This window comes from Hominiventricola aquisgranensis, from assembly GCF_040096225.1.
GTDB classification, from domain to species: Bacteria; Bacillota; Clostridia; order Lachnospirales; family Lachnospiraceae; genus Hominiventricola; species Hominiventricola aquisgranensis.
In genome coordinates this window covers 24,194-38,892 of sequence record NZ_JBBMFC010000014.1, presented here as the reverse complement: position 1 = coordinate 38,892, position 14,699 = coordinate 24,194, and the positions used below count along the sequence as shown (strand labels likewise).

The window sequence follows — 14,699 nt, the reverse complement described above, 5'->3', positions numbered from 1 at the left end:
ATGGGAGATGTATCAGAGGCAAAAGAAGTGTTTACAGAGCTGAAGAGACAGATTTTAGAGCGTGTAGACCTGAGTCGGGATGTGTCTGATGAAGAGATGCAGGAACTGATCGACGAAGTAGTGATTTCGTATGGGAAAGAGCAGGCTGTTTCGCTGAATGAAAGGTGCCGCCTGAAAAAAGAACTGTTTCATGCACTCCGCAAGATGGATGTTCTTCAGGAGCTGCTGGAGGAGCCGGATGTGACGGAGATCATGGTAAATGGCATGAACGGGATCTTTCTGGAGAAGGATGGAACGCTCAGCCGATGGGAGAAAAATTTTTACTCAGGAGAACGGATACTGGACGTGATCCGGCAGATCACCGGTGCATGCAACCGGGCGGTCAATGAATCCCAGCCCATCGTAGATGCCAGGCTGGAAAACGGAGACCGTGTCCATGTGGTGTTGCCGCCGGTGGCGGTCAACGGACCGATCATCACGATACGACGATTTCCAAAAGAGCCGATGACCATGAAACGGCTGCTGGAGATGGACAGTATCTCTCAGGAGGAGATTGATTTTCTGGCGGATGCGGTGAGAGCGGGCTATTCGATTCTGGTCGCAGGCGGAACCGGCAGCGGCAAGACGACTTTTTTGAATGCACTTTCGGAATTTATTCCTGAAGAGGAACGGGTTGTGGTTATTGAAGACACCGCAGAACTTCAGATACAGCATGTGCCCAATCTGGTGAGGCTGGAGACCCGGTCTGCAGGAACGGAGGACTGTAAAGAAATCTCGATCCGGGATCTGATCCGGGCATCGCTCAGGATGAGACCGTCGAGAATTATTGTGGGAGAGGTGAGGGGCGCCGAGGCATTTGAACTGCTTACCTGCCTTATATGTACTATATAATAATTATATATATAACGTATATAAGGATGGAAAATATAGATTAGAGGGAGGGCATAGGAACGATATGAACATTAAGTATAGGTTATTGTGTAAAAGGTTAATAGAGGAAAGGAAGAGAGTAGGTGTCATTCAATATTATAATGTACTGTTCATAATGGAGTTATTGTCAGATAAAGACATATGGTCTTTAGAACAGTGGGTGAACGGTATAAATAACATATATATGAAGGATATACATAACTGGTGTAGAATGCATTTTGTTAAATATCACACTGTATTTGTTTACAGGAAAGAGTATCCGGTAAAAGCAAATATTTGGAATGGGTATTCATATATAAGGTGGCGGATGGAGCAGATGATGAATTTGGAATAAGATAAAATAGTGCTTGCATGAAAGGGAGTCTTAAAGTAGGGTATTCTTTTGAAAGTATGGATAGAACGAAGGCTGAAGGCTCTGCGCTATTCGTTTGGCAGAGCCTGAGTATTGTCCTGATCCGTAGAAAATAAATCTAACTGACCTTCTGGAGTGGAACTTTGACCGGATTCATCTTCAGTTGATTGTTCTCTTTTTTTGGGTGTTTTATGAGTGTATAATTTCTCAAAAGGAAGTGAATACTTGGATTTTTTATTGTATTCTAGTAAAAGAGCTTCTGCAAACCCTAATGAACCGGCACGACGTTCTCTGGCAGTACGACTGATTTCTCTGACAGAGACACGTCCTACTTTTTCTTTAAATGTGTCATCTTTCATTGTTTCTCCATAAGCATTATCCAGACGGGCAATAGCATTAAGCATATTGGAGCTAAAGGACATAGGCGCGCCTTCCCATGTGGCAACGCAAAGGCGTAAAACACGATCAAGAGTGTGAAAACCATATTTTTCATAGATATTAATTAAAGTGGATACAGCACATATACCTCCGGGGCGAGAGAAAGAAGTAATAGAGAGATTGTACTTTTCGTTTGAGAGAATGCTTTTTACAGCTGATTGATTCCAGTTTGTCTTTCCGCCCGGTGTCAGAATGCCGTCATCGGTGAGCTGTTTTGCTATCCCGTGATAGGTCATTCACTGAAGGAACATACTGGAAATTCGTTTGATGGTAACGGCCTGTTCTGGATTTACTACAAGGTTTCCGTCAAGACCACAGTCGTAGCCAAGAAATCTCTTGAATGGAACAGTGACCTTACCGTCAGCAAATCGCTTTCTCTGGCCCCATGTACAGTTCTCTGAAATGGAGCGGCTTTCTTCCTGTGCTAGTGAGGACATGATGGTAAGCAGTAGCTCGCCTTTGCTGTCGAAGGTCCAGATGTTCTTCTTCTCGGAATGTATATAGTACAAAATATCTTTTTTATAACACTATATATCGTGGTTTTCTTCGGATATCTCGCATAGATATTGTATTATCTTCAAGTATCATCAAGCGACTTTTGCCTATTTAAGCGACAAAAATATATCTTCGAATTGTCAGACTATAATTGAGAAACAGCCGTAAATATAGTATAATGCCAATTGAATTATTATACCTGAAAGGCGGTTGTACATATGAATGATGTAGAACAGCGTGTGGCGGCGAAAGCCTTTGCCGCATACTGGAAAGATAAAGGATATGAGAAAGGGGAAAGTCAATCTTTTTGGCTGTCACTACTGCGTGACGTTTTCGGGAAAGAGCACCCGGAACAGTTCATACTATTTGAAGAACAGGTGCACTTAGATCATACAAGTTTTATTGATGGCAATATCCCAGAAACAAAAGTTCTGATTGAACAAAAAGGACTGGGCAAAGATTTAAGAAAGCCTATCAAGCAATCAGACGGCACGTATTTAACCCCATTTCAACAGGCAAAACGCTATATAACAGAATTACCGCTGTCACAACACCCGCGTTGGGTCGTTACCTGTAATTTTGAAAAGTTCCTTGTATACGATATGGAACGCCCCGGCGGAGAGCCGGAAGAAATCCTGCTTGAAAATCTCGAAAAAGAATATTATCGGCTTCAATTTTTAGTGGATAGCGGCAACGAACACTTAAAGCGTGAAATGGAAGTTTCCATTGCTGCGGGTGAAATTGTCGGCTTGCTCTATGATGCATTTGCAAAACAGTATGCAGACCCTACAAGTGAACGTGCTATGAAAAGCCTTAATGTGCTTTGTGTCCGGCTTGTATTCTGTCTGTACGCAGAGGATGCAGGCATATTTGGCGGGCGCGGTATGTTCCATGATTATTTAGCGGAATTTGACGCACGCAAAATGCGGCGTGCTATCACAGACCTTTTCAAGATACTTGATACAAAACTCGAAGATCGTGACCCGTATTTAAAAGATGATTTCCCGGAATTAGCAGCTTTCCCATATGTCAACGGCGGATTGTTTGCAAATGAGGATATAGAAATTCCACCCTTTACCGATGAAATCCGCGATTTGTTACTAACAAAAGCAAGTTCTGATTTTGATTGGTCGGAAATCAGCCCTACTATTTTCGGTGCGGTATTTGAAAGCACCTTGAACCCGGAAACAAGACGTTCCGGAGGAATGCATTATACTTCTATCGAAAATATTCACAAGGTTATTGACCCGCTGTTTTTGGATGAATTAAAGGCGGAATTTGAGGAAATCAGAAATATTGCTGTAAAGCGTACACGGGAAAGAAAACTGCAAGATTTTCAAAAGAAGTTGTCAACGCTTACGTTCTTAGACCCCGCCTGCGGCAGCGGAAATTTTTTAACGGAAACTTACCTGTCGTTGCGTCGTTTGGAAAATGAAATCTTACAGGAATTACAAGGCGGTCAGATGGTTTTAGGCTATGACAATATGAACCCGATACAGGTTTCTATCAGTCAGTTCTACGGTATCGAAATCAATGATTTTGCCGTAACCGTTGCAAAGACTGCATTATGGATTGCTGAAAGTCAGATGATGAAAGAAACAGAAAGTATTGTTTTGATGCATCTTGACTTCCTGCCGCTGAAAACGAATGCATTTATACATGAGGGCAACGCACTTCAAGTTGATTGGGAAAGCGTTATTCCGAAATATCAGCTTTCATATATTATGGGAAATCCGCCTTTTGTAGCCCGCGCCGGAAGAACAAAAGCTAAAGATTCATCTTCAAAAGGAATGTTAGATGATACACAGAAAACAGATAGGCTTAATGTATTCGGTGAAGATTTAGGAAATGTTGACTATGTTGCTTGTTGGTTTAAGAAAGCGGCTGTTTTCACCAAAAATACAGCAATCAGATGTGCCTTTGTTGCAACCGATTCAATATGTCAAGGGCAACAGATTTACCCTATTTGGAAAAACATTTTACAAGACGATATTTATATCAACTTTGCATATAAGTTTTTCAAATGGAATTCTGAAGCGGGTAAGACAGCAACTGTTTATGTTATTATTGTTGGTTTTTCACATATTGAAGATAGAGAAGCCCTTTTGTTTTCAGGTGATAGAGTTATAAAAGTACCACATATCAGTCCATATTTGACGGCAGCTGAGGATATTCTTGTTTCATCAAGAAATAAGCCTTTGTGTCAAGTGCCTGTATTTAAGATGGGTAATCAGCCTATTGATAATGGAAATTATCTTTTCACTAAATCTGAAATGGATAATTTTGTTGAAAAGGAGCCAAACAGCCAAAAATATTTTAGACAATGGCTAGATGGGGCAGGTTTTCTAAATAATACATTTAAGTATTGTTTATGGTTGGGTGGATGTAGCCCAGCAGAATTAAAAGCAATGCCTGAATGTTTGAAACTTGTGAAAGCAGTTAAAGAATACAGAGAAAAAAGTAACCGTAAATCAACAAAAAAACTAGCAGATACACCGACAAGATTTCAGACAGAAAATATGCCGTCTGGTAATTATATTGCAGCCCCTGAGGTTTCATCGGGAAATAGGCGATATATTCCAATGGGATTTTTGGATGAAAATACATTTTGTAGCAACAAATTACGTCTCATGAGTGGCGCAACACTATTTCATTTTGGCGTTTTGCAATCAAATGTGCACATGGCCTGGACTAGAACCGTATGTGGATACTATGGTCCTAGTTACCAATATTCAATAAATATTGTATACAATAATTTCCCATGGCCTACCCCTACAGATGCACAAAAGGCAAAAATAGAACAGACAGCACAGGCTATTCTTGATGCGCGAGCACTTTACCCCGATAGCAGTCTTGCAGAACTTTATGATGAAGTTTTAATGCCGCCGGAACTTATCAGGGCACATCAAGCAAATGATCGTGCGGTTATGGCTGCGTACGGCTTCACAAAAGGAACGCCGGAATTTTCAAGTGAATCTGCCTGCGTTGCGTCCCTTATGCGAATGTATCAAGAATTGACAAAGTAATCATCTTACCCGGCGGCTGCAATATAGCTTTAAATCTGCTTTGTAGCCCTCGAATACATCAACCCGCGTTATATAGTACAAAGGGACAAAATAAACCAGGTTTACTTTTGTGTGCGAGCGGACTCTATACATTATATGACGTACTTCAAAAAAATGATTGGAACGAACATGAAATAGAAAATCGTGCAGAATGGCTCTTAGCTAATGCACAGAATATTTGGAAAATATAGATTATTCCAAATCCATAAAAGCTGAATGAAAACCAATATGGGAATTTTACAGGTGATACAAAATTTGTAAAATTTTCATATTGGTTTTTTGTGATTTGTAAAAAATCATAAATTTGGATACTGAGTAAGGTTATGGATTTTGGATTTTTATGTATTTTTCAATTTTGGATAAGGCTCCGAAATTGGTAATTTTGCGGAAGTGTATCCACACTTCCTGTCCTTGCTGTTTTTAAAATCACATAGTGATTTCACAGGGATATAGAGATATTTAGTCTATTTTATATCCCTGTGTTGTGACCAGAAAAATTCGGGGAACCAAGTGTATATTTATGCTGAATGTGAGGAACTGGGGAGCACAATCCTCAGCAAGAATCCTACGTCCGGAAAATATCATATTGCTAAAATAGCGATATGGTATTACCGGGGTGGATCTTGCTCTAATGTGTACAGTAACCTCGGCATAAATAGAAAGAATGGGTTTGGGGAATCCCCAGCAAGATAAAAACCTGATGAAAGAACATTTGTCGGAAAGACAATATTGTTAAACACAGGTGGATCTTGCTCTGGGGTAAGAAAGAAGTATCTTTATATTATCAAAATGATATTTGGAGTTTATGTTGTTGGAAAGTCGTAAGCAGGAAGATAACTTCAAGTTGTTGGTGCAAATATAATGAATAGAAGTGTCCAGTACATTTTGGGTGATGGGTATTTTGGTGGAATCCATTTTTATTTATTTTGAATAATAAAATTTTGAATCTGCAGCCGATTCTGCCTGCCGGACAATGTTTTTAGATATCTGTAAACGTCACGGACTGGAATTTGATGAAGAACCATCGTATGATGGAAGAAAGTATTTGGAAACACGATAGAAGCAAACGCTGTACTTATCGTCTTGTCTGGCAGGGAAGATTATTAGGCATTAACCAGAGAGATATCGGCAGAGAAAACAGAAGTGATAGACAATGATATTTGTTAGATATGCTTCTTGTCGTTGGCTGTATCATATTAAAACGCTTTTTACGTTAAAAAAGTGCTGTGATCACAAGGCTTTTTGCAAGCAAAAATGAAAAGGCTATATATAGGTAGCCTGTGAAACTGGAAGTGCCCAGTTTGGGCCTGATTTAAAGAATAATGTTCTGACAGAGACCAATGGAATGACTCTCTGCTGGGGCTTTAAAAGAAAGGAAAAATGATTATGGAAAAAATGATGAATACAAAAACAGAGGGTAACACATTTACAAAGAAAATCGGGCAGACAGTCTATGTTGTCCGTTATCATTTCAATGAAAATGCAAAGGAAACAATGCAGGAGAAGATTAACCGGATGCTGGTTACAGAAGCAAGTCGACAGGCAGTATATTAAAATTAGGTGGATGTAATTGAAGAAAAAATATGATATCATGTGAGTAACAAATCGGTATTTATAAAGGAGAATATTGATGAAACTATTTTTATGTTCGCACTTTTCAAGTGTAGGAAGTCTGATAAAAGAAGAAATTGAAAATAAGAAAGTCGCATTTATTCCAACAGCTTCGTTGCGTGAAGGCTACACCGGTTATGTCGGCTCGGCTCGAAAATTATTCAAAAAGTTGGGAGCAATCGTAACTGAAATTGATATTTCAACGGAGGCTTATTCAACGATACAGTCTGTTTTTGAAGATGCAGATGTGATATATTTTACCGGCGGAAATTCTTTCTTTCTTATGGACCAACTCCGTAAAACAAGAACTGATGGGTTGCTGAAAAAGGAATTGGTAAATGGAAAATTGATGATCGGCGAGTCGGCAGGCGCAATTATATGCGCTCCAAGCATCCAATATATCGAGCAAATGGATGAAAAGCCGGAGGACTACTCACAAGAAGATGATGCAGGGCTTGATTTGATTGATTTCTATGTTCTTCCGCATTATCTTACAGCACCATTTAAGAAAGTTACCGAGAAAATAATGACTGAGTTTTCGGATTTGAATCTATGCCCTATTAACAACCATCAGGGAATTGTAATTGATGGTGAAGGTTCAAAGGTTATTTGCAAAGACTAATTTGAAAAATCCTTTTTTTGAAACTGGAAAATCGGAAGCTGAGGAGATAGACTATTGAGAACATATGAGAATAAAGACGAGCTTAAAAACGAGATAAATAAAAGCTTTGCAAAGTATATTTCAGAATTTAATGATATTCCGGAGCATTTAAAAGATAAGAGAATTGATGAGGTCGATCGAACTCCGGCAGAAAATCTTGCTTATCAGGTTGGCTGGACAACTCTTGTTATTAAATGGGAATCAGACGAAAGAAAGGGTATTCCTGTCAAAACTCCTTCGGATAATTTTAAGTGGAATCAGCTTGGCGAATTATATCAATGGTTCACAGATACATATGCTCAGCTGTCACTGCAAGAATTGAAAGACAGATTGAATGAGAATATCAACTCTATTTATGCAATGATTGATTCTCTGAGTGATGAAGAATTATTTAAACCACATATGAGAAAATGGGCTGACGAAGCAACTAAAACAGCTGTCTGGGAAGTATACAAATTCATACATGTTAATACAGTTGCTCCGTTCGGAACCTTTAGAACCAAGATTAGAAAATGGAAAAAGATTGCACTATAACTTCCAGTTTGTAGAATTCAAAAATTTAATATGAAATGTGAGATAGAGCGTATGGAAATAATCTATACGTTCTATTTTTTTGCCTTTTTTGAAAAAGTGATTAAAAAACTATTGACATTTTGTTACTGGTAGAAGCAGATGGTTATAAAAAGCTTTTGGTAACTATGAGTGCAAAAACAGATAGCTGCGAAAATTTATTATGAGCTAATAGCAAAATTTGATATTTTGTGATATTGAGGGTATGGGGAATCGTAATCTCCATTAAGTTCGTCAGAGAATCATAATCCAGAAATGGGATTTTGAGTTACTCTAGGCGATACTTGCTTTAGAAAATGATTTGCCATAATGAGTTAGAATATGGGAGGAGGAAGCGTTAAAAAAAGAGAGAGCCATAAGCAACTCTCTCTGTGATAAAATCAAAAAGTTATAGTATCAGTGATTCGGTAAGATTACAAAAATCCTTAACAGGAATATTTTCTTTAAGTGGTAAAGCTGTCTCTAAAAAGGTTTCGTCTGCAAATCTTTCGAGTTCAGAATCAAAATATATAATTGAAGCATTTGTATTTAATTGGTATGGTGGAATTGTAACAAAATAATCATAATCTTCGTAAGAAGGAGTGGCGCAAGAAACTTTGATTTTTCCGCCCAATTTCAATTTTGCAAATTCTCCATAAATGGCAGTTAAGGCTTTTTTTCTTTCTTCATCAGAAGTAATTCTATCTACATATCTAATATACCAATAATCTATATTTCCCTCTTTTAATTCAATTAAATAATCGTATGATCTGGGTGTTCCGGATTTTATTGTCCATTCAACTTTATGCAGACTTGTCATCATGGAAAGTCCACGCATTAAGGTAGAAAAAAATTTTTCATGCACCTGAACAGTAGAGAGATCCAGAGAAAATCCATTGTCTGCAATTATCTTTTTCCGTTCCCGTATTTTCTTAGAAGAATATCCCGTTGCATCATATAATTCTTGGATAAGTTCTGGATCATCAATGGCTTTTGCAATTTTATCAATAGTGCTTTTATATGGTCTTCCAGATCGGGCACCGTTGAGCATTCGTGAAATGGTTGCATTATTTAAGCCTGTTTGTTCAGATAATTCTTTTTGTGTTTTTTTCTGTAAAATGATTTGAAGTATATTGATGAATCTTTCCTGATCGTAAACGCTGTCAGGATTTATTAGTGTGCCTGAATTTGATATAAATTCGTTCATTCAAATCTCCTCTTGACTTCTTTGACTTTGTATAAATTGACTTCTTGTATTTTATCTTATCAATTATATCCCTAAAAATCAATTTAAAACATAAAGAAATCAAAAAATGCTTTATTGATATTCCTTTAAAAGTCAAAGAAGTCAAAAACGTAATTGACACTTTGACATCTTTGTGTATAATGTAAATCAAGAAGTCAAAGAAGTCAAACAAATCGAAAAGAAAGGAAGGAGGGCTGTGGATTGAAATATAGGGTTGTTTCGGTTTTGAAAGATAATAGACCACGTTTTTTGATTATTTCTGATATTGAAGAAATTGAAATCCTTCCATCAAAGTATTTGAAGCATCTGGATCAGATTAATGCTTCTCCGAATACTGTAAAATCCGCAGCCTTCGCACTTTCATATTATTACAATTATCTGCAGGAGCAAACGATAGGATTGGATGAGATTACATTGCTATCCTATTCAGAGCAGAATAAACATTTTATTGATTTCTTGTACTGGGTTAAGAGTGGAAAGCATACTGAGCATAATACACAGACGAGCAATAAGACCTGCAATATGTATCTTGGTGCAGTCTTCAGATACTACCAGTTTTTGGCACTGGAAGATGTCTTGCCAATGCTTAAAGTCTTACGAGTAAAAAAAGTATCATATTTTGACAGTATGGGAGTAAATCATCAAAATGCAGTGAATTCGTTTAAAGGTTTCTTCAAAGAAGAAGAACCTAATCTGGAAGAAATAACATCCGAAGAAATACAGGAGCTGATAAATGCCTGTACGAATGATAGAGATCGATTGCTGATAGCAATGATGGCAGAAACCGGTCTTAGATTAGGGGAAATTCTAGGAATCCATTATACCGAAGATATTGATTTTGAAAGAAGGACGGTTTGGGTAAGGTATCGTGAATCCAATACCAACTTGGCAAGAGCAAAAAATGCAGAATATAGAATGGCTTTGTTAAGTAATACAACTTTTGAGTTCTTGGTTAAGTACATTTCTGATAATCGAAAAAGTCTGATGAACTCGGAGTATCTATTTACAAAATTAACTGGAAAAAACAAAGGAGAGCCATTAGATGCGGATTCTGTGTATAGCATGTTGAAAAGGCTATCCAAAAAAACGGATATCAATTCCCATCCGCATCAGCTCCGACACTATTTTGCGGAGGAAAGAAGAAAAGAAGGATGGGATTTGAATGACATTCGTTTTGCCTTGGGGCATAAGAAAGTTGAAACTACCATTAAATACTTGGGTGAAAATAATGAACGATTGATAGAAGCGACAGATCAATACTACTCAAATAATGAAGATTTATACCAAATTGCAGATTTTCTGTAAAAGGAAGGAGGGATTACCTTGGCAGTATTAAAAATTGTTCCGAAGTTATATCAGGAAAAAATATCTGAAAAATTAAAGGAAGAAATATCTTTAGTTACGACTGGAGAAGCAAAATACTATAACCGGTTATACAAATTTTTTCAGTATACAGATATACAGTGTACTGCAGATATTAACTATGAAACGAGAAAAATGTATATGGATTCTCTTGAAAAAGAGGATATTTCAGAAAAATATAAAGCGGAATTACTGAGCTTATTTGATCGTTTAAAAATAGAAAATATGCCGGATGTCTATTCACAAGGAAAGCCCTTCTCTGTAGAACAGGAGTTTTTTAAGCAAGACAAATTGTTTTTGCTGTATGTCCCCAATAAGAAGAAAGCACAATCTTTCCGTCAGGTGGTTGATAAGAATGATTTGTTATGGGACTTAACGAGGATACATTCATCACAGTTGGTGCGACAGACAAAAATATTGCTGTGTGAAATTCTGAATATGGATAAGGTTCAAAGACATCGAAGATATTTTTTAGAACCATTAAAAGCACTTATACGGTTTTGCGATAAGTACGGAATAGATGATATTGAAGAAATGGAACAGGCAGACGAAAACAGATTTTATCTGTATTTAAACAAGGAGTCGGAAATTATAAAAAAACAGGCTTCTAAGATTGTTGAGTTTGCGAGAAGAACGTTATTTCTGACAGATTCAGAGACAAATTGGCGAGCGTGTATCTGGTATATGGATAGGTTTCAGTTTGATAAATCGAGAATCAATGCCAGTTCACCTGTTAAAAGCCTTTCATTTATTAATATTTACGAAAAAGAAAATCGTTGGTATTTACAATTATACGCAAAATATTTGGTCGGGATATCGGATCTGTCTTTATCAAATATCCGAAATACAATAAGTTTTATTTCACAATTTTTAAAATATCTGGATGGACAGAGTAAGAAAGTAACTGAACTGGAGATACAAGATATAGAGGGTTATGTGTCTGTTTTGGATAAGTCCGATATTAAGTATTCTACTTTTAACCGATATATCACACATATGCATACATTTCTACAGTTTTTGAAAATGAAAAATATTGAAGTGTTGAAGTTTTATCCGGAACGATTTTTAAAAAAAGGTTTTTCAGAACACAATGAAAGAAGTGTTCCAGAAAAAACAATTGCTCATCTGATTAAGGAGCTGCCGGCATTCCCAGAGCATTTACAGTTGATGTATTTGATTTTGTTTTGCACAGGAATTAGGAAAAGCGAGGTTTGTACAATAAAATCGGGAGCCTTTTATTCACAAGGCAATGAGAATTGGATGCGCATATATCAAAGCAAAATGCGTAGAGAAAAAGTCATTCCTGTTCCCAGTTTATTGGTTGGACTGGTGAATGATTATGAAAAAAAGTACGGAATAAAAAATGGGGAGTATTTATTCAAAAATAAAAAGGGGGGTGCATTTAATGGACAGACATTTTCAAATCAGATGATTCGGGAGTGTAAGATTCGTGGGATTGCCTGCGGAGATTATATCTTTAGAGCACACGATTACAGACATAACCTTGCAACTTCAATGTACGGAAATGGGGTTTCTATACAAGGGGTACGAGATTATCTAGGACATTCAAGTGAGAATATGACAAAACAGTACATTGATTTCATGCCGGAACGTATTGTATCGGCTGAAGATAAATATTTCTCTAAAAATCAGTCATTTAAATTGAAAGGAGCAGAAGATGATGAAAGGTAATATTAATTTGATTTCGTATGACTGTTATCAACAAGCTACAGAAAAACAGTTGGCAGGACTGAAATGGAAGGAAAACAGGGTGTACTACATATCAGAGATTCATAATGAAAAGATGCAGGATGAGATTTATGGGTATATCGATGATAGATGTAGACGTTTGTCATTATCAACAGTAGTAAATGATATTTACAGATTTGATCTGTTGAAAGAATTTCTGAATGAGAAGTATACAAGTTGTAGCAGCATCACTGATAAAAAATGGGAAGAACTGGAGAGAAGTTATAAAGCATTTTTATATAAAAAAGGATTGGCGCTGTATGTTAGAAGAAATAGACCGGATAGGCGGAATGTTGAGCAACAAAGTAGCGCTCAGATTTCTTTTCTGAAAATGTATTATGAGTATGTTGTGAAGTGTAAAACAGCAGATATTCCAGAAAATGAAAAAGATGTATGGGATATGAGAAAGTTGGATATTGTGCCAAGGAGTAATCCGATTCGTGGAAGATATAGATTAGATTTTCGTGAGATCAGGCAGAAAGAATTTAAAGAGATAATAAAGAAAATATTGTATAGCCACTGCCAGACAAAAGCAATGGGTAGTATAAAAGGTGAATTGCGTGGATTCCGTCGGTTTGCTAGTTTCATATATGATCGATTCCCAGAAGTAAAGCACTTTACAGAAATTAGCAGGGATATGATAGAAGATTATCTGGTTTATATAAAAACGGATACCGGTCTTACATCAGTCAGTTACACGACAGAGCTGTCGGTTTTGGATAATCTGTTGGATGAAATAGGGCGTGAACTGGAAATAGGAAATATATGCAACCTTTTTCTGTCCAGTGATTGCAGAGCATATGACAACGCTTTACCAGAAGCGTATTCAGATGCAGAAATCAGAAGATTTAATTGTGCATTAACAAAATTAAAGCCCCAGTTAGGCAGATGTTTAATAATACATCAGATGCTCGGTACAAGAATAGAGGATACGTTGACTTTGCGAAGGGATTGCTTATCTGAGAAATCTGGACATTATTTTATAACTATTATCCAGCAGAAAACAAGGAAATACAAAAGACCAGTTAGCGATCAGCTGGCAGAATTGATTAGAAAAGCAATAGAAGTTTCAGAAAAGGAGCATCCAGATTCAGAATATATTTTTCTGCAAGATAATGGAAAATTGTATACAGATTCAATGCTGAAATATCATGTAAATATCATGATTTATGAAAATGATATCAGGGATGATAATGGAAATTATTTTGAGTTTCGTACACATCGTTTTAGACATACTTTTGGAGTAAAACTTACAGAAATGAAATTAGATGATGATAGCATTGCAAGGCTGTTGGGGCATAAGGATACACGAACCATACCACATTATCGGCGGTTAAGAAACGAAGCATTAGCGGAGGATACAAAGGCTGTACGAGATGAAATGAATGAATTATTAGCACAATACAGGAGGGAAAAGGAAAATGCAGAAACACGATAAAATGGTAGCACTGGCAAAAGAAAAAAGTGCGGAAATGACGGAAACAGCAATAACAGCTATTGAAACAATGTATAGAAAAAATATAAAAATTTCAGTTGCTGAACTTACAAAACTAACAGGACTTTCCAGAGGTTTTTTCTATAATAATCCGAATGTGAAACAGGTCATGATGGAATTGAAGGAAAAACAACAGGGAATGATATTGCGAAATCCTAAAAGTGATGCTATTGCAAAAGCACAGGAAGCACGGATTAAGAGTTTAGAACAGAAATTATCCGATAGTGTTCCGAAAAACGAATATGAAAGTCTTCAGAAAAAATATGAAGAATTACAGGTGAAATATAGTCAAATGAAAAAGGGAACACTGTTGAAGATGTACGACCAATTATAGGAAGAAAAGGAGAATATTTTATGCAGAACGAAATTTATGATGAGAAAAATGGACTTACTTATATGTTATGTGGTGATTATTATTTGCCAGAATTGGCACTTACAGATATCGAACCAACTTATGGGAAATATGGGATGCTTCGTAAAAGCTATTTACAGGAACACAGAAAGGCAAAATATCAAATATTGTTGTTACAAGGAAAACTTGTCGAGCATTTGAATCAGATTGATGCAGAAGCAAGGGATAGAGAAGAACAATTAGTAAAACAGATGATGGAGAAAGAAGGAATTACAGAGAAATTAAAAAGGCAGGACAATATGGAATGGACAAGGAGGATGAATACCCTTTGTCATGATGCAGAAGAAATGATTTTGGCGGAAATGATATACACGAAAGGATAATGAACTGTATT

13 protein-coding genes are annotated in these 14,699 nt (G+C 36.9%); 10 read left to right on the top strand and 3 right to left on the bottom strand.

What is annotated here, in order from left to right; genetic code table 11:
- Positions 1-891, top strand: coding sequence for a TadA family conjugal transfer-associated ATPase (locus tag WMO62_RS09020; RefSeq protein ID WP_349144481.1), 891 nt, complete (start codon positions 1-3; stop codon positions 889-891).
- 459 nt (positions 892-1,350) lie between these two features.
- Here WMO62_RS09020 and WMO62_RS09015 read toward each other — a convergent pair whose 3' ends face one another.
- On the bottom strand, positions 1,351-1,956 hold the full coding sequence (locus WMO62_RS09015; RefSeq protein WP_435390476.1) for a DUF6551 family protein: 606 nt from the start codon (positions 1,954-1,956) through the stop codon (positions 1,351-1,353).
- The gene (locus WMO62_RS09010; RefSeq protein ID WP_435390475.1) at positions 1,957-2,229 is read right to left on the bottom strand and encodes a serine integrase family protein; all 273 of its coding nucleotides are present in this window, start codon (positions 2,227-2,229) and stop codon (positions 1,957-1,959) included.
- A 204-nt stretch (positions 2,230-2,433) separates the two neighbouring features.
- Between WMO62_RS09010 and WMO62_RS09005 the strand changes: the two genes are divergently transcribed.
- From WMO62_RS09005 to WMO62_RS08990, 4 genes are all read left to right on the top strand, one after another.
- On the top strand, positions 2,434-5,241 hold the full coding sequence (locus WMO62_RS09005; protein WP_055171286.1) for a DNA methyltransferase: 2,808 nt from the start codon (positions 2,434-2,436) through the stop codon (positions 5,239-5,241).
- 1,425 nt (positions 5,242-6,666) lie between these two features.
- Positions 6,667-6,834, top strand: coding sequence for a transposon-encoded TnpW family protein (locus WMO62_RS09000; RefSeq protein WP_015513594.1), 168 nt, complete (start codon positions 6,667-6,669; stop codon positions 6,832-6,834).
- Positions 6,835-6,910: 76 nt separating this feature from the next.
- A complete protein-coding gene (locus WMO62_RS08995) occupies positions 6,911-7,513 on the top strand; it encodes a Type 1 glutamine amidotransferase-like domain-containing protein (protein WP_015514771.1) in 603 nt (200 codons plus the stop codon).
- Between the two features lie 54 nt (positions 7,514-7,567).
- Positions 7,568-8,086: a ClbS/DfsB family four-helix bundle protein gene (locus WMO62_RS08990; protein WP_033126079.1), complete on the top strand. Its 519-nt coding sequence runs from the start codon at positions 7,568-7,570 to the stop codon at positions 8,084-8,086.
- Between the two features lie 424 nt (positions 8,087-8,510).
- Here WMO62_RS08990 and WMO62_RS08985 read toward each other — a convergent pair whose 3' ends face one another.
- The gene (locus tag WMO62_RS08985; protein WP_055219104.1) at positions 8,511-9,308 is read right to left on the bottom strand and encodes a helix-turn-helix domain-containing protein; all 798 of its coding nucleotides are present in this window, start codon (positions 9,306-9,308) and stop codon (positions 8,511-8,513) included.
- A 240-nt stretch (positions 9,309-9,548) separates the two neighbouring features.
- Here WMO62_RS08985 and WMO62_RS08980 point away from each other — a divergent pair, with 240 nt between their 5' ends.
- Genes WMO62_RS08980 through WMO62_RS08960 form a run of 5 tightly spaced genes read left to right on the top strand, consistent with a single transcriptional unit; the run spans position 9,549 to position 14,688 of the window.
- Positions 9,549-10,652 (top strand): tyrosine-type recombinase/integrase, encoded by a 1,104-nt coding sequence (locus tag WMO62_RS08980; RefSeq protein ID WP_118593400.1) that lies wholly within the window; start codon positions 9,549-9,551, stop codon positions 10,650-10,652.
- Between the two features lie 18 nt (positions 10,653-10,670).
- Entirely contained in the window at positions 10,671-12,401 is a 1,731-nt protein-coding gene (locus WMO62_RS08975; protein WP_349144480.1) for a tyrosine-type recombinase/integrase, read from the top strand.
- Positions 12,388-13,896: a tyrosine-type recombinase/integrase gene (locus WMO62_RS08970; RefSeq protein WP_349144479.1), complete on the top strand. Its 1,509-nt coding sequence runs from the start codon at positions 12,388-12,390 to the stop codon at positions 13,894-13,896. The genes WMO62_RS08975 and WMO62_RS08970 overlap by 14 nt, the downstream gene beginning before the upstream one ends.
- A complete protein-coding gene (locus WMO62_RS08965; RefSeq protein ID WP_008374214.1) occupies positions 13,880-14,287 on the top strand; it encodes a DUF6262 family protein in 408 nt (135 codons plus the stop codon). Before WMO62_RS08970 ends, WMO62_RS08965 begins: the two co-directional genes overlap by 17 nt.
- 20 nt (positions 14,288-14,307) lie before the next feature.
- On the top strand, positions 14,308-14,688 hold the full coding sequence (locus WMO62_RS08960) for a TnpV protein (RefSeq protein ID WP_349144478.1): 381 nt from the start codon (positions 14,308-14,310) through the stop codon (positions 14,686-14,688).
- Positions 14,689-14,699: the final 11 nt, after the last annotated feature.